The organism is Paenibacillus ferrarius (assembly GCF_002027705.1).
Lineage (GTDB): Bacteria > Bacillota > Bacilli > Paenibacillales > NBRC-103111 > Paenibacillus_E > Paenibacillus_E ferrarius.
Genome location: NZ_MBTG01000004.1, coordinates 56,569 through 79,432, shown reverse-complemented (window position 1 = coordinate 79,432; position 22,864 = coordinate 56,569). Strand labels below are relative to the sequence as shown.

General features: G+C 41.5%; 16 protein-coding genes. 15 read left to right on the top strand and 1 reads right to left on the bottom strand.

Annotated features, from left to right (window positions below):
* Nucleotides 1–265: 265 nt before the first annotated feature.
* Nucleotides 266–3,532: a DEAD/DEAH box helicase gene (locus BC351_RS05675; protein ID WP_079409759.1), complete on the top strand. Its 3,267-nt coding sequence runs from the start codon at nucleotides 266–268 to the stop codon at nucleotides 3,530–3,532.
* Nucleotides 3,533–3,601: 69 nt separating this feature from the next.
* Nucleotides 3,602–3,976 carry a hypothetical protein gene (locus BC351_RS05670; protein ID WP_079409758.1) on the top strand — a complete coding sequence of 125 codons (375 nt, stop codon included), beginning with the start codon at nucleotides 3,602–3,604 and terminating at the stop codon, nucleotides 3,974–3,976.
* Nucleotides 3,977–4,245: 269 nt separating this feature from the next.
* On the opposite strand, the gene BC351_RS43825 is transcribed toward BC351_RS05670, so the two are convergent.
* Nucleotides 4,246–4,368, bottom strand: coding sequence for a hypothetical protein (locus BC351_RS43825; protein WP_279628307.1), 123 nt, complete (start codon nucleotides 4,366–4,368; stop codon nucleotides 4,246–4,248).
* Nucleotides 4,369–4,547: 179 nt separating this feature from the next.
* Between BC351_RS43825 and BC351_RS05665 the strand changes: the two genes are divergently transcribed.
* From BC351_RS05665 to BC351_RS05605, 13 genes are all read left to right on the top strand, one after another.
* Nucleotides 4,548–5,870, top strand: a complete 1,323-nt coding sequence (locus BC351_RS05665) for a reverse transcriptase/maturase family protein (protein ID WP_079409757.1) — start codon at nucleotides 4,548–4,550, stop codon at nucleotides 5,868–5,870.
* Between the two features lie 206 nt (nucleotides 5,871–6,076).
* Complete coding sequence (locus BC351_RS05660) at nucleotides 6,077–7,276, top strand: hypothetical protein (RefSeq protein ID WP_079409756.1); 1,200 nt, start codon at nucleotides 6,077–6,079, stop codon at nucleotides 7,274–7,276.
* Nucleotides 7,277–8,117: 841 nt separating this feature from the next.
* Nucleotides 8,118–8,804, top strand: a complete 687-nt coding sequence (locus BC351_RS05655; RefSeq protein ID WP_079409755.1) for a response regulator transcription factor — start codon at nucleotides 8,118–8,120, stop codon at nucleotides 8,802–8,804.
* A gap of 13 nt (nucleotides 8,805–8,817) precedes the next feature.
* Nucleotides 8,818–10,272 (top strand): sensor histidine kinase, encoded by a 1,455-nt coding sequence (locus BC351_RS05650; protein ID WP_079409754.1) that lies wholly within the window; start codon nucleotides 8,818–8,820, stop codon nucleotides 10,270–10,272.
* Entirely contained in the window at nucleotides 10,269–11,402 is a 1,134-nt protein-coding gene (locus BC351_RS05645; RefSeq protein ID WP_079409753.1) for a hypothetical protein, read from the top strand. Before BC351_RS05650 ends, BC351_RS05645 begins: the two co-directional genes overlap by 4 nt.
* A gap of 188 nt (nucleotides 11,403–11,590) precedes the next feature.
* Nucleotides 11,591–13,021, top strand: coding sequence for an ABC transporter substrate-binding protein (locus BC351_RS05640; protein WP_079409752.1), 1,431 nt, complete (start codon nucleotides 11,591–11,593; stop codon nucleotides 13,019–13,021).
* A complete protein-coding gene (locus BC351_RS05635; protein ID WP_079409751.1) occupies nucleotides 13,014–13,895 on the top strand; it encodes a carbohydrate ABC transporter permease in 882 nt (293 codons plus the stop codon). The genes BC351_RS05640 and BC351_RS05635 overlap by 8 nt, the downstream gene beginning before the upstream one ends.
* 22 nt (nucleotides 13,896–13,917) lie before the next feature.
* A complete protein-coding gene (locus tag BC351_RS05630) occupies nucleotides 13,918–14,790 on the top strand; it encodes a carbohydrate ABC transporter permease (protein ID WP_425270905.1) in 873 nt (290 codons plus the stop codon).
* Between the two features lie 18 nt (nucleotides 14,791–14,808).
* Nucleotides 14,809–15,930 carry an efflux RND transporter periplasmic adaptor subunit gene (locus BC351_RS05625; RefSeq protein WP_079409749.1) on the top strand — a complete coding sequence of 374 codons (1,122 nt, stop codon included), beginning with the start codon at nucleotides 14,809–14,811 and terminating at the stop codon, nucleotides 15,928–15,930.
* 71 nt (nucleotides 15,931–16,001) lie between these two features.
* Complete coding sequence (locus BC351_RS05620; protein ID WP_425270901.1) at nucleotides 16,002–17,528, top strand: FAD-dependent oxidoreductase; 1,527 nt, start codon at nucleotides 16,002–16,004, stop codon at nucleotides 17,526–17,528.
* 408 nt (nucleotides 17,529–17,936) lie between these two features.
* Nucleotides 17,937–19,724: a sensor histidine kinase gene (locus BC351_RS05615; RefSeq protein ID WP_079409748.1), complete on the top strand. Its 1,788-nt coding sequence runs from the start codon at nucleotides 17,937–17,939 to the stop codon at nucleotides 19,722–19,724.
* Nucleotides 19,717–21,303 (top strand): response regulator transcription factor, encoded by a 1,587-nt coding sequence (locus BC351_RS05610; protein WP_158081987.1) that lies wholly within the window; start codon nucleotides 19,717–19,719, stop codon nucleotides 21,301–21,303. Before BC351_RS05615 ends, BC351_RS05610 begins: the two co-directional genes overlap by 8 nt.
* 129 nt (nucleotides 21,304–21,432) lie before the next feature.
* Nucleotides 21,433–22,755: an ABC transporter substrate-binding protein gene (locus BC351_RS05605; RefSeq protein ID WP_079409746.1), complete on the top strand. Its 1,323-nt coding sequence runs from the start codon at nucleotides 21,433–21,435 to the stop codon at nucleotides 22,753–22,755.
* Nucleotides 22,756–22,864 lie beyond the last annotated feature (109 nt).

The window sequence follows — 22,864 nt, the reverse complement described above, 5'->3', positions numbered from 1 at the left end:
CCTCCTGATTTTTATAATTGGAAAAACAAAGAGTCGGACACGTTTGATCTTGTCCGGCTCTTGCACGATTTGCCTCGTGCGAGGATTACCTATCATACCTAGGTATCTTGGTTATAATATAGATTTCATTCGGTTGATATTACGAGTTTCAATAGGTTCATCGACTTATTTTCATGGTTCCAAAAAAGGAAAATGACGGAAGATGTCGAAATTATGAATTGTCACAATATAAATGATTTAGTCTATTTCTAAGGGAGTGTCAATTATGGTAGAGCTTACCTTACCTGCTTTAGAACAACTTCTCTTTAAGGAGAGGAATAATAAGAATATTATTAAGCAAATTCTTGTTCCAGAAAAAAAAGTGCGATTTAAAATGTTGTCTTTTGGAACAGATATGTCGATTCTTGAAGACTCAGTAGCGCAGTATTACGTTACTAATAAATCAACAGTTATACCGCCCGACTATGAGTATGTAATTTTGTCTAACAAGGAACCTACTGAAACAAATTTAAAAGATGGCTCACTGAAATTTGAAAAATGGTTAAAGCATCCTCGCGAAAAAGACGTTTTCGAAGCGAATGAAATTATTGAATCGTGGAATGATCAATTTTACTATAAAATGGAAGATGTAAGTAAAAATATTGTTGGATTAAGAAGACCGCAGTTAGGTGCTTTACACACGATTATGGGGCATTTACAACTTCCATTAGATATTGCTACAGTTGTCATGCCTACTGGAACTGGGAAAACTGAAACAATGCTTTCAACATTAATCGCAAATAAGTGCAAAAAACTACTTATTGCCGTTCCAAGTGATTCATTGCGTGAGCAAGTATCAGAGAAATTTTTGACATTGGGTTTATTGAAAAAATTTGGGATAGTTGGAGAAGCAGCTTTATTTCCTATTGTTGGGGTAATTAAAGAGCAGTTTCAAACCATTGAAAATGTACGTCACTTTTTTGAATCGTGCAACGTAATCGTATCCACTATGACTTTGTTAGCTGATTGCTCTAAAGAATATCAGGTAGAAATGTCTGAACTTGTTTCACATGTATTTATTGATGAAGCTCACCATATAAAGGCAAAATCTTGGGAAAGATTTAGATTGGGTTTTAATAACGAAAAGTTAGTTTTGTTCACAGCGACTCCATTTAGAAATGATGGAAAAAGGCTAGATGGGAAGATTATCTTTAATTTTCCTTTAATAAAAGCCCAAGAAGATGGATATTTTAAGGAAATTGAATTTATCTCTATAAGAGACTATGACCCTTTGAGAGCTGACTTGACTATAGCACAAACAGCAGTTCAAAGATTAGAAGAAGATCATGAAAAAGGACTTCCTCACATATTAATGGCTAGATGTGCAACTAAGGAAAAGGCCAAGTCTGTTTTTGAGATTTACAAAAAATACACAAAGTACAACCCGACTCTCATTTATTCTAATATCCCAAACAAAAAAGAGATTTATCAAGCCATCATTAATAGACATCATAAAATCATTGTATGTGTAGACATGTTAGGCGAAGGTTTTGATTTGCCTGAACTTAAAATAGCTGCCTTTCATGATATTAGGAAAAGTCTTCCGATTACTCTTCAATTTACTGGTCGTTTTACAAGGACTAAATATGACGAAAAACTTGGGAAGGCTTCATTTATTGCAAATATTGCTGACTTGAATGTCACAGAGGAACTTGAAGAACTGTATGCAAGAGATTCTGATTGGAATAGGATATTGTCTGATATAAGCCATTTAAAAATTGATAATGAAATTAAATATAGAGAGTTGATGGATGGATTCACAAAATTAAGCAATTCAAAGATTCCATTTCAAAACATACGACCTAAACTAAGTACAGTAGTTTATCAGACTCACAGGAGTACATGGAATCCTCACAATTTTTATAAAGGAATTCAATCATACAATCAACTTGAATACAAATTCTTTGATATTAACAGAACTGAAAATATTGCTATCTTTGTATATGCAAAGAGTTATTATCCTGATTGGGTAAACCATAAAGATATTTATAACATTAATTGGGATACTATAGTTATGTATTGGGATGATAGAAATAGGCTTTTGTTTATTAATAGTTCTGATAATGGAAGCTTATATAAGGAGTTAGCGAACTCGATAATTGGAAAAGAAGCTCAATTAGTTAATCATATGAATGTATTTAAAGCTTTACATGGGATCAACCGAATTAGACTTCAAAATGTAGGATTAAAACTTTTTTTAGGTAGAGATATTACATTTAGAATGAGTGTTGGTAATGATGTAGGTGAAGCACTTTCTATAGCAGAAAAACAAAATGGACAGAAAGTGTTTGTTGTCGGTGCCGGATACGAAGAAGGATCGAAAGTAAATATCGGCTGTTCGTATAAAGGGAGAATATGGACTAAGAAGGAAGGTGACTTACTAGAATTTAAAGAATGGTGCTCAAATATTGGTGCAAAATTAGTAAATAATGAACTTGATCCAAATATTATCCTAAGTGAAACGTTGGTTCCTGAAAAAATAATAGGAAGACCTGATCTATTCCCTGTCTGGATTGAATTGGATTCGGATATGTTGCAACATAACGAAATAAAATATGCATTTATAGTAAACGGTACTGAGTATAATTTATCAAGTTGCGAGATTAGTCTACACGAACCATCTTTGGACGGAGACTTGTTGTTTTCTTTGGATACAGAAGATGGGAATGTAGTTTTTAAACTTTATTTGTTCGAAAATACTACTAAGGATACTGGGATAAAATATGCTGAGTACTCTATCCTTCAAGTTACGAAAGGGAATGTACAAGTAGTCTACGGTTCGCAAAAACGAAGTGCCACTGAATTTTTTGAAGAATATCTTCCGACAATTTGGTTTTCAGATGGATCGGCACTTACAGGCAATGATTATATAAAATTGAAAAAAAGAATAGGTCTATTTCCTTCTGAGAATATCATTGATATCGATTGGTCTGAAGTAGATTTAAGCAAAGAATCACAAGGAGTAACACCGAAAATAACGAGTTCTATACAATATCACATGATTCATCGTTTAAAAAACGAAGATTATGATGTCATTTATGATGATGATTACAGTGGAGAAATTGCGGATATAATTACGATTAAAGTTCGTGACGATGTAATTTATGTAGGAATGTATCACCTGAAATTTGCGAATAAAGGAAAAATAAGCAAAAGCATTGATAATTTCTATGAAGTATGTGGACAAGCTCAAAAATCAGGGCATTGGAAACACAAAGACGCCAAAGATATTATTTCTCATTTGCTAAGGCGAGAACCAAAAAGGAGAAAAGGAGTTCAATGTTCAAGACTTGAAAAGGGAACAATGGATGAACTTGAGAAAATATTTAGTTTTGCTAAGAGAAAAATGCCAATGGAATTTAAGATTTATATAGTTCAACCAAGCTTGTCTAAAGCTAATCCATCAGAGGATATTTTACAATTATTAGGTGTGACAGAGAATTTCCTCAAAGAAACATCCGGTATTGAATTGGGAGTTATTTCAAGCAAGTGATTTAGGTGTTATTTTAGAAGTACATTGCTGGTTGATTACATTAGTTCATCTAAAAAAGGAGATTTAACAATGGGGATTAATTTACAGGTAGGATTGGTTTATGAAGTTAAGCGATATCATTACCATGTCGCAGGGCATACTGTAGGTGAACTGGAAGTTCTTTGTTTCGATCAAGACACTTTCGGTTCTCAGGGAAAAATTCCTCAGACAGGCGAGGGACTTTCTTCAGGAAGAAGTTTTATATCTGAGAAAGATGCCTTGGATGATATTACAAGAGTTCTAGAAGCAAAGCTCAGCCAAGATCCTTTCGTTCAACATTCTGAGAGTCTTAATAATCTGCATAAAAAAGGCGCGTCTAATGAGGAAATACAGGCGTATTACGATAATACTTTTTACAACAAAGGTCTGAATCCACCTAACCGACCATTTGCCGGAAAAGACTGAGAGCGCAATTGATATTAGGCCAGATCGTTATTCCGTATTTAGCTTGGACAAATAAGCTTATGCAATCAGCATGTAGTCGGCAATTAATATGTAGTACTTAATTATGTAGCTATTGTTGGCGGAGCTGGAAATTAAAGTTTTCTAAGCTGTCGAATTCTACTTGTGGTGGAAGATTTAATCTCAGGAATATGCTGTCGAAATATAAGGGAATCTATCATTTGGAGTTTGAAAAAATAGCAAAATATGCTATAATCAGAGAGCCTTATGTTTTAGACATAAGGGTTGGAGATTGTTGTCAACTGGCTGACTGGTATTCTTAGATTGAATATCGTCTCTGTTGATGGCTGTTCAAGAAACATGATTGTGACTAACCAGAACACAATTGTAATCATTGGACATCCCTCCCTAACTATTATAACGTAGTTAATCATTTGGGCGAAAATTTAGGGTAGTTGGATTTAGTCTGGGCTTAAAACAGAATGAATACGAGTTGAGTTATACCTGTCTGCTAAGGGATGCTACCCCCCATGCTGACAGGTATTACGCTTTTATTGGGGTGGGTGATGATTAAGTGGAACTTCAAGAGTGGAAATTGAAAAATAATAAGAGAAGAAACTACGCCCATTTCGATTCAAAGGTCTCTTTAAACCGAGTTTGGGAATATATCAGCAATCCTAGGAAAATAGCGACCCATGGCTTTTATCCTTTTATACATTATACTTTATCGTTTCTCAAGTACAATAAGATCACTGGGATAAAATCGAAAACGCGTGAAATTTGTTATTCTGCTCATATAGATAGATACATTTATCAGTATTATGGTTATAAACTTAATCAATTTTATAACGCTAGGGTTAAACTTGATGGCATTGAGGGCTCAGCCATAGCTTATCGAGATAATTTACATAAGAACAATATTCACTTTGCTAAAACAGCAATTGATTTTGTTAAAAATAAGGAAGACTGCTACGTAGTCATAGGTGATTTTACAAAGTTTTTTGACAGCTTGGATCATAATTATTTAAAAGAAAGACTTTGTAGTTTGTTGAGTACCAACAAGTTGCCTGAAGATTACTTTGCAGTATTCAAAAACATTACAAAGTATTCTACTTGGAATTTGGAAGATTTGTTGAAATTGAATGGTTTTGATAATAATGTAAAAGGAATTCAAGCTTTTAATAAGTTAGAGATGGCTTGCTCTCCTAGTCAATTCAAGGAGTTAAAGAAGACGTATGTTAAGCCTAATAAAGTTAGTTTTGGAATACCCCAAGGCTCTGCGATTAGTGCAGTCCTTTCCAACATTTATATGCTAGAGTTCGACAAAAAAATTAATGATTATGTTGCAGAGAAACATGGGCTGTATATGAGGTATAGTGATGATTTTATAATTATTTTACCAACGAATTGTTTGGACACATTTAAAGATGATTTTCGGTTTATCAGTTCAGTCATTCAGTCTGTTCCACGTGTGCAGTTGGAGCCTGAGAAAACGCAGATTTTTGAGTGTTTTCGAGGGAATATTAGGAGCCGAAATGAGGATATTTTGCAAAATGTGAAAAATGGAAAAAACTTTATAAATTACTTAGGATTCACGTTTGATGGTCGAAGGGTTACTTTAAGGGATAAGACAATTTCAAAATATTATTATAGAATGTATCGTAAATTGAAGACGATAGTTAAGAAAAATGGTGTCACAAAGAATGGTAATCGGATTAGTTGTAAAAATGTTTATTTGAAGTACTCAATAAAAGGTGCTGACGATAGAAATGGTGAAGGAAATTTCATTACATATGTAAAAAAAGCAGAACGAATATTTACTGGTGAAAAGGCTATCAGTTGCGTAAGAAAAAATCATATGCAGAAAATAAGAAAGCAACTGAATCAAATTAAATAACCGTGTAATTATCAGTCGTAATGGTATCTATGAATACAAAGCCCCTTTTATCATACATGACACAAACCATTGTCGCCACAATGCTTTGTGTCATGTATGATAAAGGAAATGCCAGAAGTTGCTGAAATAGCATCATAACATTGATGAACAGGTCAAAATCAATATCGGTGATATTTTGGAGTCATACTTCAAGGAGGTTAATTGACATGTTTGATTTAGAAATTGAAGATAATATAAAATTAACACTAGAAGTATCTGAGGATTATTTGGAAAAAATAATCAAGAAACCTGACGATGTAAAAAATTATAAAATGTTAATTCTTAATCTACATAATGCACTTGAATTAACATTTAAATTTTTGTTGCAGTCGAGAAATGATTTTATGATTTATGAAATGCACGACAGAAATTCTTATCGTGATGTTATAGATACCTTCAAAAGTTTTCATAAACAGAGAAAATTTTCAAATGAAAAAATACCCTTTGAAAGGGCCTTAAATACGATTTCATTTACTAAAGCTTATGAAATACTAGCCTATCTTTATAATGTAGAAGGATTTGATGAAAAATTTATTTTTAAATTAAAGAGGTTAAATACATTACGTAATGGATTGACTCATTTTAAAGCTAGAATAGAACACACGGATATATTAGTTTTATATAATCTTTTTGAAGAATGTGTAAATTTATACAATTCTGAACTAGATAGCGACAAAAACGTTTTTAGAAACCTTATCAATGAGAACCATGATTATGATAAATTTATACTAAATCGTGATTTGGCATATGACTTTTCAAATACAATAGAAGATATCAAAATAAAATTGTTGGATGATCCTATTATTAAAGAACTTATTGGTTTTTTAATAATAAAATTGGATCGTGTGAATCCAGATATAAATTTAAATGATTACGAAAAATTGCTTGAATTTTTCGTAAAGAAACAGGAACGCACTACTGATAAAAAAAATCATAAAATCCATAGGTCATTGGATTATATAGAATTGGAGTATAAGGAATATCTGAAAGAAATCCAAGAGCAAGCACTGAAAGAAATCCAAGAACAAGCAAGAAAAGATATAGACAGAAAAGACGAAATGAAAAAAAAATACAATGAAGCTGGTAAAAAGGGTAAATTTGAAGATTTTGTTGTAAGGGCAATTTTTATGTTGCTAGAGTCAGATTTCATATATAGCAGGACATATTATCAGAGGTATGAAAGTTTTGATCATGATTTATTTGGAGGATTAAGTTTAACAGTTAGTTGTAAGGATCTTATTCTAAGAAAATGGAATCGTGACAGCGATTCGATTTGTAAAGCTTTTGACCTATCCCAAGAGGAATACTCCCGATTATTAAAATTTCAAGGGGATCATTCTATAGATTCGTCAGATGACGAACTATAGACACTGCCAAAAAAGTTTTCGGAAGTACGTAAACGTAAATACACAATGAATTTAATGAAAATATAAAAGATCACTGTTTAATATCTAATTCTTTTATGGAATTTTATCATTATGAAGAGGGTTTACTCCTTATGTTGCTCGAACGATTAGATACCAGCCAATAAATGATTTGGTAGGGTTTCTGGTAGGGAATGAGCGATTCGACTTTCCGCGGCACATTGAAAATGAAACATCTTCATTTTCATGAAATCGCTCAAATCCTTGCCACACAAGGCTTTACACCTTAGATTTACCTATCTTTCACCCTTGGAAAAATCCCTAAAATCTTGGAACCTACGCCCCGTTGGCTGGGTTCCTTTTTTTGTTTAGGGCAAATAACCCTTGTGGGGTAAGGGTTTGTGGGGCGTAGGGACTTAGTAATAGTGGAACATATGTATGTCTTAATCATGAAATCAAATTTGCCTCTGTTTTTTAGGAATCCCGACCCATATATCGCGGCAGTTGTTCTTTAAATACGGTCTGCCGATTTTAGTACGTACTAGAAATCCAAGGTCTTGGTAACATCACCTGCTGCCCAATCTAGATCCCCAGCATTTATCTTTTCTCCGATTTACAAATCCCTCCTGAAGTCCATACTATACCTAACAGAAATAATTCCCCGAATTTCACCCATGCACCTATATTCAAGTTTTAGCACAACCCAAATTCAGACACAAAAAGTTTACAAGTCAGCAACGTACAGGATACAAGTAAGCCTTAAACTAAGTAGCGAAACGTATTGCCCCGTTATGACAACAAGCTACTGTTGGTTGTACATTTTGCAGTGTTATGTGGAGGACGAATGGAGAAAACCAAAATTTTAATTATCGAGGATGAGGCAGCCATTGCGGATTTGCTCGAGTATGGGTTGAACAAGGAAGGATATTTGACCAAGAAGGCACAAACAGGAGCCGAAGGTTGGAACATACTGGAGACGTTTAAGCCGGATTTGCTGCTGCTGGATTGGATGCTGCCGGACGAGAGCGGTTTGGATATTTGCAAGAAAGTGACGGCAGCTTACAACATGCCGATTGTCATGATTACGGCGAAATCTGATATAACCGATAAAATATTAGGTCTGGAATTTGGAGCGGACGACTATATTACGAAGCCTTTTGATCTACGGGAAGTTGTAGCCCGAATTCGAACGATTTTACGGCGAATCGCCCAAGCGAATCGGACGAGCGTGGACACCAAAGAGGAGCTTATTCGGATCAAGGATATTGCGATTTATACAGCGGAGCGAATGGTCCAAAAAAATGGTGAATGGATTGATTTGACGCCCAAGGAATATGACCTGCTGATGATGCTGTACCAGTACAGGGGCAGAATCTTCACCCGGACGGAACTGCTGGATACGGTATGGGGATACGATTATGCCGGGGATACGAGAACGGTCGATACGCATATTCAACGGCTGCGCAAAAAGCTGGGCTGCAGCGACTTGATCACTACGGTATTCAGCATCGGCTATAAATTCGAGAAGTAGGTGGGTTCATAGCATGTTTCGCAGCATTGGAGCCAAGCTGCTCATTGGGTTCTTTTTGATTTTCTTAGTTTTCTTTTTGATCTTGAATCAGATGGTGGCCAAAAACATTGAATCCGGCAATCGTAAGATCATAACGGATAGCTTGGTTGGGCTGAAGAACAACAGTAATGCCTATGTGCGGCAATCTTTCATGATCCACCATTTTGCCAACGACGAGCTTTATTTCGGACAAATGGCTGAAGAAATGGCGAAAGACTTGCAGCATGATGTATCCTCTAGCATTGGCATGTATGATTTAACCGGGGAGCTGCTGTTTGCCTCTGATCCGAAGATTTTTTGGGCAGGCGGAGACGACTTGAATCAAGCGCTGCAAGGCAAGACGGCTTACAGCATTTCCTACGAAAATGGTACTGCATCCGTCCTCTTTTCCTACCCCGTCATAGTCGATGGAAGCAAGGTAGGGATTATCCGCTTCGCCAAGGACTTCACGCTGCTCTACGAGCAAAGCACCCAGATTCAGCGTACGATCTTTACGATTGCAATGGCGGTATTCGCAGCGGCTTTCCTGTTCTCCTATTTGTTATCCCGTCATATTACCGTTCCTTTGGTGAAATTGACCAAAGCGTCTACGGAAGTCATGAATGGCAATCTGGACACCCGTCTCACGTTTCGACGCAAAGATGAAATCGGCAAGCTTGCCGCTAATTTCAGCAGGATGATTGAAAAGCTTCGGGACCAGTTCACCAAAATTGAGAAGGATCGAGATCGGCTAGAGGAGTTGAATCTAGTGCGCAAGCAGTTTTTCGACAATGTGACCCATGAGTTGAAAACCCCGCTGACTACGATTATGGGCTATGCGACTATTATCCGAGAGAACGAAGGGCAAGATCCTGTTTTATTCGATAAAGGGATGAAGCATATTATAGATGAGAGCAACCGGCTGCATGAGCTGGTGTTGAAGCTGCTTGAAATGTCGAAGGAATCCGCTGATCCGGACTCGTTCGCGCTTGTCGACTCGGGGCTTGTTTTGCGAGACGTCTGCGAGACGATGATGATCAAAGCTCAGCGGTATAAGAAGAACATTCGCTGTGAAGCCGAGGAAGGTTTATTCGTTCATGGACATGCCGATAAGCTGCGGCAGCTGTTTATTAATTTGCTCGATAATGCGATCAAATACGGGTATGCCCATACGGACATTGTGGTGAGCGCCAGCCTTGCGTCCGGCTACGTACGATTTACATTTTCCAATGAAGGACCGACGATAAGTCCCGAGCATCTTAGCCGTATTGTCGAGCCATTTTATCAGGCTGATCCTGTTAGTCATGGAGTGGGAAGCGTTGGTTTAGGGCTTAGCATTAGCAAAGGAATCGTCCAGGAGCATCAAGGGAGCATCCGCTTTACTAGTGAATTGGAGCAAACGAATGTTTATATCGACATTCCTTATAGAACAGAGAGGGTGCTGGAATGAGCAAACGAGGGGCGGAGTTGTTCGTTCTTCTCATGATTATATCTGTCATGCTGACGGGCTGTTTACAAGCAACACGGTCAGAAACGATCATTATTCCAGATTCAGGGAATGAGGCAGCGACTAGCGAGAAAAACGAACTGTTTAACGTCAAGACCATCTACCGCGTTATGGACAAAAGCACGGAATCCGGGATGCCATTAGGGTGGATGGATCAAGATGCGCTGCTTAGCCTCTTTGGGGAGCAAACCCGCTCAGCTAGTCTGGATCGTGTCGACTATCCATACGAATCTCACCTGAAATTGCGAAATGCGGATGTGCAGGAAAACCACATAACCTTATCGCCTAACGGTCAAACTGTTGCTTCAATCGTGCAGAGGGACGACGTCACTTACGAAGTGAATCTGGTTTCACTTACTGATCAGAAGCAGCAGACAAGTATAGGACGCATACCGAATGAACAGATTGGATCTGTCAAATTCGGATGGTCAAATAATGGGCGGTACCTCATCTATCTCACCCGCAGTGGAGTGACCGGGGAAGCCCAGATCAGCGTGTACGATACAACGGGGAATACGATGAAAGGCTATACGTTCACGGGATGGAACCCGAAGGATACAATCACCTCGGTCCATATTGCCGACGACGCCCAAAGTATGGCGGTTGTCAAAACGACGGATAAGCTTTCCTATGTCCAATTCGGCACATGGAACGGAAACGAATTTGCAAGCAAATATGAGCATCTCGTTACACGTGACAGTGACGTTGAATGGATTCATAACGACCAACTCGCGTTCATCGGTCCGGAAGGTACCTTATATGCGTATGATCGACGAAATGCCACACTCTCCATCTTAATAGAGCAGATTGGCATGTTCCGCCTATCATCGGATCGCAAGTATATCGCGTACTCGCAGGATAAGGACACGTTATATGCAGCTTCGCTGTATGGAAACAATGTGTTGAACAAAACTCAAATTTTCAAAGGAGTTGTGCCTTCTCAGATAAATTGGAGTCCTGACAACGGAAAGCTGCTGCTTAGCGGCTTGAAAGCTTACGAACAAGATCAGCCTCGTGTAGTTATAGCGCCTGGAGTCATAAGCAATCAAAATATGGTGATCGAGTTCAAATAAACTTGATCGTAAAGAACCCCCTGCCTTCACTTAAAGGCGGGGGGTTCTTATTATCCTGCGAGTACAGGCGCAGGCGGTGATTTTCTGTACACATTAAGTTGACAAGTTGGAGAAGTGATGGTGACATCCATGGATTATATTGATTTTGTAGGTACATAATCATATGACATGGATGGTGGGAATCGAAAATGAATAAACAACGATATTGGTTAGGACTTAGCTTAAGCGTGATTATGCTTGTGATGTCCGCTTGCAGTTCAAGCACGAACAGTGGGAGAACCGCTGAGACAACTGTTCCAAATACGGGGGAAGCGGGGAAGACTATATCTCCGGAAGAGACAGGGACGACTCCAGAGAATTCCCCAAAAGGCGGGAAAAAGACAATCGTGTTTTCCACCTTTAATCTGGACGATGGCGTGAAGGAGGCCAAGATCAAGTATGAAGCTGCTCATCCGAATATTACCATTGATCTTCGGCACGTGGAGACGGATGATGCACACTACGAAGCTGAGCTTAAGAAATACGTAACGGCGACGAATACAGCCATGTTGTCAGGCAAAGGCCCTGACATGCTTACCTTGGATTCTCTTCCGAGCGAGAAGTATGTGGGTCAGCATCTGCTTGCTGATCTTAGCGGGATGTTGAAGATGAATCCCTCATTCATCAAGGGCGATTACTTCAATAATATTCTGGAGAGTAGCCAAACGAATGGTGCCCTTTATGGCTTGCCGCTTGCGTTTTTTCTAAACGTTATGATCGGTGACGAAGGAGCCATTAAGCAAAGCGGCGTACAAATCGATGATAAAAACTGGACATGGGAAAAGTATGCCGAGACGCTAAAGCAACTAAGTCAAAAAGAACCGTTCAAATCGGGGCGCGGCGGTGTTGGAAATATGATTGTTTTACCGCCAAAAACAAAACAAGAACCGATGCAGGCGCTGCTGAGCAAAATGGTGAAAGAGAATTATCCGCGTTTCGTGAATGAGGATCGCCGAACGGCAAGCTTTGAATCAAAGGCATTTACCGATATGATGGCGCAGGTTAAGAAGTTGGTCGATGACGGTCTCGACTTAAGCAGCCTGAGTTCTATGTTTAGGACAGATAATGTGAATTCGGCATCGGATTATCTCGTTATGATCAAAGAATCCGGCAAGCAAGCGAGATTATACGCCAAGCCGCGCGCAGAGGGAACCAAAGCCGGAGGCTACTTCTACCCATACCAAATTATCGGAATCAACGAGAAATCGACTGTGAAACAAGAGGCATCGGATTTCCTTCAGTTCCTGATGTCGGAGGAATCGCAGTCAACGGCTAAACGAACGGGGTTTCCGATTCATAAAAAGGCATACGAGAAACAAGTTCAGCAGCTCTTGACTAAGGGAACGATCAAAGCCTATGAGGAAGGTCCACTGAAAGGACAGTCGTTTCCAGTCGATCCTGCACAGATCAAGGTTTTGGAAGACTACTTGACGGGAGCCATTCATCCTGTTGCGTTCCAGCCTTCCAAGATAGAAGAAATCGTCTTCAAGGAGAGCCAAGCCTTCTTTAGCGGTCAGAAGTCGGCGTTGGATGTATCAAAGCTGATTCAGAATAAGGTTACGACTTATTTGAATGAATAAACTTCAATTGTCGGCTTGGCTTGGTAAGGACGGAATAGCAGCTTGGATTTTCTTGGCACCGAGTGCGGTTGGCTTCACTTTATTTTATTTGATCCCTTTTGGAGGGGGGATCTTTTATTCTTTTACAGACTCAACGCTCGGTGGATCTTTTGTTGGCATCGACAATTATGCTGATCTGCTAAGCAGCAAGTCGTTTCACAAAGCGGCGACAAATACCTTGATTTTCACGAGTGTGAGCGTCCCGCTGCTTATTATTTTGTCTTTATCCCTCGCCCTCCTATTGAATCAGCGGCTGCCTATGCGGAATTGGTTGCAGACATCTTTTATTTTACCGCTCGTCGTGCCAGTCGCTTCTATTATTATGGTTTGGCAAATCTTCTTCGATTGGAACGGTACCTTGAATGCTTGGATGCACAGCCGTCAGTGGGGACGGATAGATTGGCTGCAATCGGAAGGTGCAATGGGGGTGCTGGTGTTCTTGTATATATGGAAAAACATCGGGTATAACATGATCTTGTTTCTGGCGGGACTTCAAGCGATTCCCACCTCTTATTATGAGACGGCACGGATTGAAGGGGCGAGCAAGCTGCGCCAGTTGATTCATATCACACTCGTATATTTGACGCCTACGATGGTTTTTGTCGTGCTGATCTCGATTATCAATTCGTTTAAAGTGTTTCGAGAAACTTACTTTCTTGCGGGCGATTATCCGTATGACCGCATCTATATGCTGCAGCACTATATGAACAATATGTTTTTTTCGCTGGATATTCAAAAGCTCACAGCTGCTGCCACGCTCATGGTTGGCTGCATCCTGATGCTGGTGTTGATTTTGCTGACTGTGGAGCGTCAGTTCCAGTCGTTTATGGAGTGAGAGGAGAGGGGGGATGGAGCAAATGAAGCGTCATTTGCTTACGATAGGATTGACCCTCCTATTAGGGATAGGGGCGTTGTTAACGCTAGTTCCAATCGTGCTGACGATAACGAATTCACTTATGACCGAACATGAGATAGGACTGAATTATGATCTCATTGGCGAGATGACGGATGAGGCAGCGGGTGAAAAGGATGTATTCGTGAATCTGAAATGGATTCCCGATTGGGTATCCTTTGAACAATATGCAGAAGTGCTAGTGCGAAATCCGAAGTTTCTTCATATGTTCTGGAACTCGGTAGGCATGGTAGTTCCGATTATCGTCGGACAGATCGTTGTTGCGTCGCTAGCGGCATATGCCTTTGCCAAACTTAGTTTTCGAGGGAGGGACAAATGGTTCTTGTTCTATCTGATGACGATGCTGATGCCTTTCCAAGTTACGCTGGTACCGAATTATATTATTCTCGATGAGCTGGGGCTCCTGAACACGAGGGCTGCGATCATCTTGCCAGGCATCTTCGGTGCATTCGGCGTATTCATGCTGCGCCAATTTATGATCCATATTCCAAGCTCGTTAATGGAAGCAGCCAAAATGGACGGAGCGGGACACTTCACGATATTCGGCCGAATGATTTTGCCGCTCGTGAAGCCAGGTTTAGCCGCGTTAACGGTTCTGTTGTTCGTTGATTATTGGAACATGGTCGAACAGCCGCTCATTTTTTTGCAGGATGTGACCAAACAGCCGTTATCGCTTTATTTGTCCCAGATTAGCAAGGAAGCTCGGGGTGTCATCTTCGCTGCGTCTGTGTTATTTATGAGTCCGATCGTTGTCCTGTTTTTGCATGCGCAAACACATTTTATAGAAGGGATTCAACTTTCCGGGATAAAGGGATAAAGAGCAGGAGGAAGCAAATTGGAATTACAGACGAACGACGTAAGCTCAGTAAACCCCAAACGCTGGCTTCGTCTAATTACCGGCTTACTGATCGCCTTCCTAGTGATCTGCACCTTACTTAGCAACACGCTATACGCTTTGACGCTGCCGAAAGTAACAACGCAAGTGGTGAGTCAGGGACCGCTCAATCAAACGTTCAAAGGCAGTAATAGCATTAAGCCAGTGGAAGTCAGAGATATAACGGGACAGGCTGGTTGGAACGTTAAGAAGGTGCTGGTGCGGGTAGGAGACGTTGTCCAGCAAGGACAGTTGCTTGTGCAATACGACAACGACGAAGCTGAGCAACAACTAGTGCTGGAGCAGGCTGCGCTGAATAAACTCCAGTTGTCGGTAGAGAAGTTGGAGTACGTTTATATCGAATCGGAGCGCAACGAAGATAAGGGGGCTATCCTTGCCGCCAAGGCTGCTTTGGAAAGCAGCAAGATCGACATCAGCCTGCAGCAAAAAAACATTCTCGATTTGCAGGCAAAGCTTAGCTCGCATAAGGTCATGAAAGCTCCTTTTGATGGAATTGTTGCAGCGGTGAATGCCAAAGAAGGGTTATCCGCAGGCATAGGCGTACCAGATATCCGACTTTCTAATACGCAGAGAGGGTTTCAGCTTGAATTGCAAATTCCTGCAGAAATAGCGGAGAGTCTTACAATTGACGAAGTCATGGACGTTCATCTTCCTAGGCAAAACAATCGTGTCACCCAGGGGAAAGCTGCAAGTTTGGTACAAGTCGATTCCGCAGATCAGCTAGGGATTTCTCGGTTGACAGTCCTGTTGCAGGACCCATCGCTTGTAAGTGGAGAGAGGGCAGAAGTCACGATAACTAAAAAAGGAAAAGCCGACACATTGCTCATCTCAAGCGCCGCTATTCGGAAAGATTATACTGGTACGTATGTCTACATAATTGAGGAAAGAAAAGGTCCGCTCGGCAATGCTTTCTACGCCACTCGCGTAAACGTTACTGTGGCAAGCTCCAATGAGCATGTCACCGCTCTCAGCGAAGGTTTGTTCAATCAGATGTCCGTGATCGTCGAGAGCAGTGAACCGCTATTGGACGGGAGCCGAGTGCGAGTCTTAACCAATTCTTAATATTTGGATTATTTTCTCAGAAGTTGAGGCAAATTATAATAGTTGACCTACTGCCAAAGGAGGCTATTATATTGAATGCAAGCTATATCCCACAATTTCCCGAATCCTATTGGAGCGTATCGGCCGATGAAAGAGATTTGTATCCCAAGTTAGAGGGAAATATTGAGGCGGACGTTGCTGTAGTAGGCGGCGGTATTGCCGGAATTACGACAGCTTACTTACTCGCGAAGGAAGGATTTAAGGTCGTTCTTATTGAAGCCGGAAGACTTTTGAACGGAACCACGGCTCATACAACAGCGAAAATAACAGCGCAGCATGATCTTATTTATGATGAGTTAATTAAGCAAGATGGGAGGGAGAAAGCATCTCTTTATTACCAAGCTAACAATGAGGCTCTTCAATTTATCAAGGATACGATTGCCAAACATGATATTACATGCGGCTACTCTATGCAGGACGCCTATGTATACACGGATGCTGACTCCTACATAAACAATCTGGAAAATGAGATGAAAGCATATGATTTGTTAGGCATAGCGGGTGAATATGTGACAAGCATTCCGCTACAAATACCAAGTAAAGCTGCGGTCGTTATGCGAAATCAGGCGCAATTTCATCCTTTGCATTACTTAAATGTTCTAGTGGATGAATTGATCAAGGCACAAGGTCAGATTTATGAGCATACAACAGCTGTCGATGTCGAAGAAGGCGATTCACCAAGGGTCTTGACTAGTGACGGTTTTCAAATTACATGCAAACAAGTTGTTTCCTGCACCCATTTTCCCTTTTACGATGGTCATGGTTTTTATTTTGCGAGAATGCATGCCGATCGTTCTTATGTGCTTGCCGTCCAAACGGAAGAGGCGTATCCCGGTGGTATGTATATAAGCGCTGAGGAGCCTAAGCGATCAATCCGTTATGTCGATACAGAGGATGCTTCTGGTCTGTTGCTTGTTGGTGGCCAAAGTCATAAAACGGGCCAAGGTATTTGTACTATCAACCACTACGAGGCTTTGCAGCAGTATGCGCTGAAAAATTTTAGGCTGGATAAAATTGCTTACCGTTGGTCCGCACAAGATCTTATAACTGGCGATAAAATTCCTTTTATTGGCCATATTAAGGCATCTTCGCGGAATGTATATATTGCCACAGGCTTTCACAAATGGGGAATGACGAATGGAACGGCCGCGGCGCTGCTGATACGGGATCAAATCCTGAACAAACAGAATCCTTACGCAGATTTGTATACACCCTCTCGCTCCGTTTCTTGGACGACGATCAAACATATAGCTTCCGATAATTTTGATGTTGCCAAGCATCTCATTGCAGGCAAGCTTGAAATGGCGAAGATGAGACCGGAGGATCTGTCGTTGGACGAAGGTTCGGTCGTTACCGTTCAGGGCAAGAGGGCTGGTGCTTACAAGGATGAACAGGGCAAGCTTTATCTAGTTGATACCACATGTACGCATATGGGTTGTGAAGTCGAATGGAACAATGGGGAACGAACGTGGGATTGCCCCTGTCATGGTTCTAGATTCTCGGTACAGGGTGAAGTTATCGAGGGTCCTGCGGAGAAGCCGTTGAAGCGGATAGAGTGAGAGCAACTGAATTCAGCTGATGCAGCAGGCAGTTCACCCACGAATGGGAACTAGGTTCCCTTATTCATGATCCCAACAGCCGTTTGGCTAGTCAGACGGAACTACGGTACGCTAATTTGCCTATTTTGCTGGAATTTCCTCCTAGAGAGGTGAAATAGAGGAACGTACTTCCCTTTCAGCCGCAAATCATGGATTATGGGTGAAATAGCGGATCGTAGTTCCTTTTCGTATCAAATATATCGTGCCCCTCCCTCCCCGTATGGGGAGTTTTTTTGTTGGAGAGGCAAGCTGGCATGGTAAAATGAAATAAACAAAATAATGCACATCAATTCCACAAAATATTGGATTGTCAGGCCCAGTCTCAAAGGTACAATGAATAGGATTAAATGGATTATAGGGGGCGGCAGCATGATTAAACTATTTTTGAATCGAAGCATCAAAACGAAAATCGTCTGGATTAACGTTGTGATTTCGCTGATTCCTTTGCTATTATTAGCCCTGATCTTTTATAAAACGAGTACCCAGCTATTGGAGAAAACGATGGTTCGCAACGCGGATCAGAATGCCGGTTATTTGTCCGAGTATTTGAATAAGTACTTCAACAGCTTCTCCTACTCTGCGCTGCAAGTATACGGGTTCAAAAGCATCATGAACTTAATGGAGAATGGCAGCGATTACAACAATGCGGACATCATTAATGTGAGAGATTCGCTTAGTAATTATTACCGTTTGCTGCAAAGCCAGAATGAAGATGTGATCAAGATCATGATCTACGGCAAGAAAAACAAGCTCGAAGAGAGCTGGTCGAAGGCCGACACGTACGATGCCATTCAGTTGGGGAATGGCGTTCCGCATTCCGACGAACTGTTGGACTTGCCTTTTCAACATACGTTTATGACGACGTACCAAGATGCTAAGTTGGACCGCTCCTTTTTTGTTTATGGGGTCACGATTTATGATCCTTTTTATCGCAATAAGATCGGAACTGTGCTCTTTTTTGTGCAAAGCAGGGATCTTAAGAAAAGGCTGGAGTCGTATAACCGCTCCCCGAATGTTATTGTTTTGCAGAACTCGCAGGCAGAGACCTTCTATCAAACGAGCAGCATCTATGAGGAGCAGATCAAAAAGTACTCTGTACCTGAATTTCCTGTAAGCAAAGTCAAACATGAATTGAATTTTAATGATAAGCACGATCTCTTGATTGATACTTCCTATTTGGATCATGGGAACGTTCAGCTTAATATTGTGTATCCCAATACGGAATTGGATAAAAATCGCAAATACATTTTGGATATTACGCTGCTGGCTTTATTTGTGGTCATCTCGTTTATCTATTTATTCTCTTTGATGTCGCAGCAATTTATAACGAAGCCAATCCACCGATTAGGCCATATGATGAAGGTTGTGAGGAATGGGGATTTCTCGGTTTCGCTCAAAGTGAACGATTGGCATGACGATATCTCGGAGCTGTCTAGGAATTTTAATTTCATGACGCGTAAAATTAGGGATTTGATCGAATCGGAATATGAGATGAAGCTGCGTAATAAAGAAGCGCAAATTATTGCTTTGCAGACACAGATTAATCCTCATTTTCTGTACAATACGCTGCAAACGATTGGCGGCAAGGCTGTTCTTAACGGCGATTATGAGATTCATGAAATGTGCAGCGCTTTGGGAGACATGTTTAGATACAGCTTCTATGAAGGGAATAAGGAGTCAACGCTAAGTCTGGAGCTGCTTCATGTGAATAATTATTTATTTATCCAAAAAATTCGGTTCGAGGAGCTCCTGCAAGCGGAAATTGACGTAGCGGAGGAGTTGATGGGCTGCCAAACGATACGTTTTGTCCTTCAGCCGATTGTGGAAAATGCGATCGTTCATGCACTGGGCAAAACGTTGACGACGCAGCTGCACATTCGTTTGTCAGCCAGAAAGCAGGATGGCAGCATCTTGATTGCTGTCCAGGACGATGGACCCGGCATCGAGCCTCAGGAGCTTATCGCCTTGCAGCATATGCTGAAGATCAGATCACCGCTTGAGTATTCGGGCATTTCCATGGGAATGAAAAATGTGAATGAGCGCTTGAAGATGGTGTATGGCTCTGCGTTTGGCATCGAAATCGAGAGTGCACGGGGTCAAGGAACAACGGTGTTTATAACGATTCCGTATGAAAAGCGAGGAACAAGACATGTATAGAGTGATGGTTGTAGATGACGAGCCGTGGGGAAGACGCTCCCTTCGTAAATTAATTGATGAGTTTTCCGCTGTTGTGGAAGTCGTGGCAGAAGCGAAGCACGGAGAAGAAGCTTTGCAGCTTATTCAGATCAGCAAGCCGCATATCGTGGTGACGGATATGAATATGCCTGTGATGGATGGCAAAGCGTTTCTGGAGCAGCTTTTTACGATTCATAAGGAGATCAAGGTGATTGTCAGCAGCGGGTATTCGGAATTCGAATATTTGAAAGCAGCTTTAACCTATCAGGTATGCGACTATGTGCTGAAGCCGGTATCGATCACGGATTTGCGCAGTGCGATCGATAAGGCGATCGAGGCGCTTCACAAAGACGGGGATCTGCTTCAGCAGCGGCATCATGCGATGGCGGTTTGGAAGCTGCAAAGAGAGGTGTTCCTTCAGCATGTCGCCAATGAGCGTATTGTCAATCAGTCCGATATGTGGCGGCAAGCGCATGAGTTGAAAATAGCGCAAGCTTTCGAGGCTTATTGCGTCGTCATTCTGGCTTTTCGTCAGTTTCGGGAGGTTGCGGAAAGCAAATTTCATGGCAACGCCGATTTACTGATGTTTAGTTTGGAAAATATGCTCGCTGAAATGATTCAAAGCGAAGCACCGCTCGTTTTTACGGCAGATGACAGGATGAAATTATGCGTAATCATGCCAATAGGCGACGATGGAACGGCCTATATGCGCAAGATTGTCAGCGAATTTCAGCAAGCGGCTTGCGGGATGTTGAAAATAGATACGGTGATTGGCGTCAGCTCGGAGGTTAGCGGCATAGAAGCCATGCCCAAAGCCTACGATGAAGCGCTTGCCGAGGTTTGGAACAATCCTTTCCATGGTTCAGGGTTGTCCGCTTCTTTCGCCAATTCCACAATGTCAGGTGCGGAAAGCGTGATTTTGAGCAACTTTGACATGAAGACCATCAAGCAGGCCGTCGTGAGCAAAAATGACAAGGAAATGCGCAGCTTGCTGGAGCTTTTTGTACAAAGGATTGCTGCCAGCAAGCATATTCGCATTCAAGAGGTTCATTATGCGTATACGCGGTTGTCGGAAACGATCGCAAGCGGTATGAAGGAAATAGCTGTTCCTAATCAGCCGCCATTTGATTATCAGGCGCTGCACCAAATGATGGAGCTTCAGGGCTTAACTTACTACATGGCTAAGATGACGGCTCAGCTTGCAGAAACATTTCAACATTGCGGCGCTCAAGACGCCGGCTCTCCCGTCAAGGAAATCACGGATTTTCTGCAAAAGCATTATTTTGAAGAGCTTAGCTTAGTGGATGTGGCGACGAGGTTTCATATGGACCCCAGCTATTTGAGCAAGCTGTTTAAAGCGGTGACGAACGAGAATTTTATTGAATATTTGACGCGGCTTCGGATGGAAAAAGCTTGTGAGCTGCTGCGCGCTTCTGACCGCAAAGTGAATGACATTTCCGAATTGGTCGGCTATGAGAATCAACGGTATTTCAGCCATGTATTCAAAAAGTTCACGGGCCAGACGCCGTCTGAGTATCGGGAATCGTGCGGAACGAGCTGATGATGTACAAAAAAGTGAACATCGACATGACAAGATATTGGATTACCGCGCAAGGCGCAGAGAGCTACAATGTAGACACAGGAGAACAATAAGCTCTTCTGCATCTATCGGATGAAAAGGGGAAATTGCATGAACAAAAGGTTAAGCCTGACGTTAACTCTGCTTCTGCTGACGACTATATTAGAGGCTTGCGGCAGCAGCGGCACTACAACTTCTGATCCTGCGCCAAGTGCGGGGGCTGCAAGCACCAAAGCGCCTGCGAAAGCGGCGGAGCCGGTCACGATTACTTTTATGCATTTCAAGAGTGATGTTACGGATGGCATTCAGAAAATTGTCGATCAATTCGAGAAGCAGAATCCGACGATTAAGGTAGAGGTTCAGCCCGTTAAGTATGACGATTACTACACCCTGCTCAAAACCAAAATGGCGAGCGGCGATGTGATTGATATTTTCACGCTGAATGCGGGAAGCCAAACGAAATTGTTCGCGGACGGCGGCTATTTAATGGACATTTCCGATCAGCCTTTCATGAAAAATTTTGAGCCGAATGTGATTAAGGAGCAAGCGACGGATGGGAAGAACTATCTGATGCCGGTTAACTCCAGTCCGATTGCGGTTTTCTACAATAAGAAGATTTTCAAAGATTTGAATTTGGAAATTCCGAAAACGTATGATGCGTTGATGGCGGCAGCGAAGAAAATTAAGGATTCGGGCAAAACGCCTTTTGCGCTTGGCTGGAAAGATGCCTGGACGCTGAAGATGTGGGAAGAGCGCGATTTCCCTAGCAACACGGGACTTGTTGCCAATCAACCGGATTTCTTCAGCAAAATTGAAAAAGGTACCGCCAAATTTGCCGATAACCCGGCTGTGAAAACGACGATCGAGCACGTGAAGCAATTGTACGATTACGGCAATAAAGATCAATTGGGTGTGGATTACAACGGGGCCGTTGATCTGTTCGCCAAGGGCGATGCCGCTATGATGTATATGGGCACTTGGCCGCTGGCGGATCTGGAGAAGAAAAACCCGGATCTGTACAACAATAATCTGGGCTACTTCCCTTATCCGTTCAGCAATGATGAAGCCAAGAACAAATTGGAGTTTAACCCGGATGCGTCCTTGGCTATTGGCAGCAAATCCACGCACAAAGAAGCCGCTCTGAAATTCCTAGCTTATATGGGAAGCAAAGAAGGGGGAGACGCGTGGGTAACCAATACGAAGCTGCTCAGCTATGTCAAAGGCACAAACACGAACATTGCTCCTGCGATCAACGATCTTAAACCTTATATTGACGCTGGCAAAATCTACAATTCGCAAATTTATGTGGCCAATACAAGTATTGATTGGTCCACGCAATTTTCACAAAACTTGCAGAAGTTTATTTTTAATAAAATGACGCCTGACGAGATTGTCAAAGATATGGATGCATGGGTTGAGAAGAATCATAAGTAAGTTGATGGAATATGGAAAGTAATGGAATAAGGGTCTGTTCGACGTTCATTAGGTTGATTCGTCGTGCAGACTCTCCTTATGCTGCGGTTTTTCTGCTATTTTCCATGTC

What these genes read in the sequence shown, in the direction of transcription:
- BC351_RS05660 (WP_079409756.1), top strand. Translation starts at nt 6,077, where the DNA reads ATGTTTGATTTAGAAATTGAAGATAATATAAAATTAACACTAGAAGTA.
- BC351_RS43825 (WP_279628307.1), bottom strand. Translation starts at nt 4,368, where the DNA reads ATGATTACAATTGTGTTCTGGTTAGTCACAATCATGTTTCTTGAACAG.
- BC351_RS05640 (WP_079409752.1), top strand. Translation starts at nt 11,591, where the DNA reads ATGAATAAACAACGATATTGGTTAGGACTTAGCTTAAGCGTGATTATG.
- BC351_RS05645 (WP_079409753.1), top strand. Translation starts at nt 10,269, where the DNA reads ATGAGCAAACGAGGGGCGGAGTTGTTCGTTCTTCTCATGATTATATCT.
- BC351_RS05630 (WP_425270905.1), top strand. Translation starts at nt 13,918, where the DNA reads ATGAAGCGTCATTTGCTTACGATAGGATTGACCCTCCTATTAGGGATA.
- BC351_RS05670 (WP_079409758.1), top strand. Translation starts at nt 3,602, where the DNA reads ATGGGGATTAATTTACAGGTAGGATTGGTTTATGAAGTTAAGCGATAT.
- BC351_RS05635 (WP_079409751.1), top strand. Translation starts at nt 13,014, where the DNA reads ATGAATAAACTTCAATTGTCGGCTTGGCTTGGTAAGGACGGAATAGCA.
- BC351_RS05610 (WP_158081987.1), top strand. Translation starts at nt 19,717, where the DNA reads ATGTATAGAGTGATGGTTGTAGATGACGAGCCGTGGGGAAGACGCTCC.
- BC351_RS05615 (WP_079409748.1), top strand. Translation starts at nt 17,937, where the DNA reads ATGATTAAACTATTTTTGAATCGAAGCATCAAAACGAAAATCGTCTGG.
- BC351_RS05655 (WP_079409755.1), top strand. Translation starts at nt 8,118, where the DNA reads ATGGAGAAAACCAAAATTTTAATTATCGAGGATGAGGCAGCCATTGCG.
- BC351_RS05605 (WP_079409746.1), top strand. Translation starts at nt 21,433, where the DNA reads ATGAACAAAAGGTTAAGCCTGACGTTAACTCTGCTTCTGCTGACGACT.
- BC351_RS05650 (WP_079409754.1), top strand. Translation starts at nt 8,818, where the DNA reads ATGTTTCGCAGCATTGGAGCCAAGCTGCTCATTGGGTTCTTTTTGATT.
- BC351_RS05675 (WP_079409759.1), top strand. Translation starts at nt 266, where the DNA reads ATGGTAGAGCTTACCTTACCTGCTTTAGAACAACTTCTCTTTAAGGAG.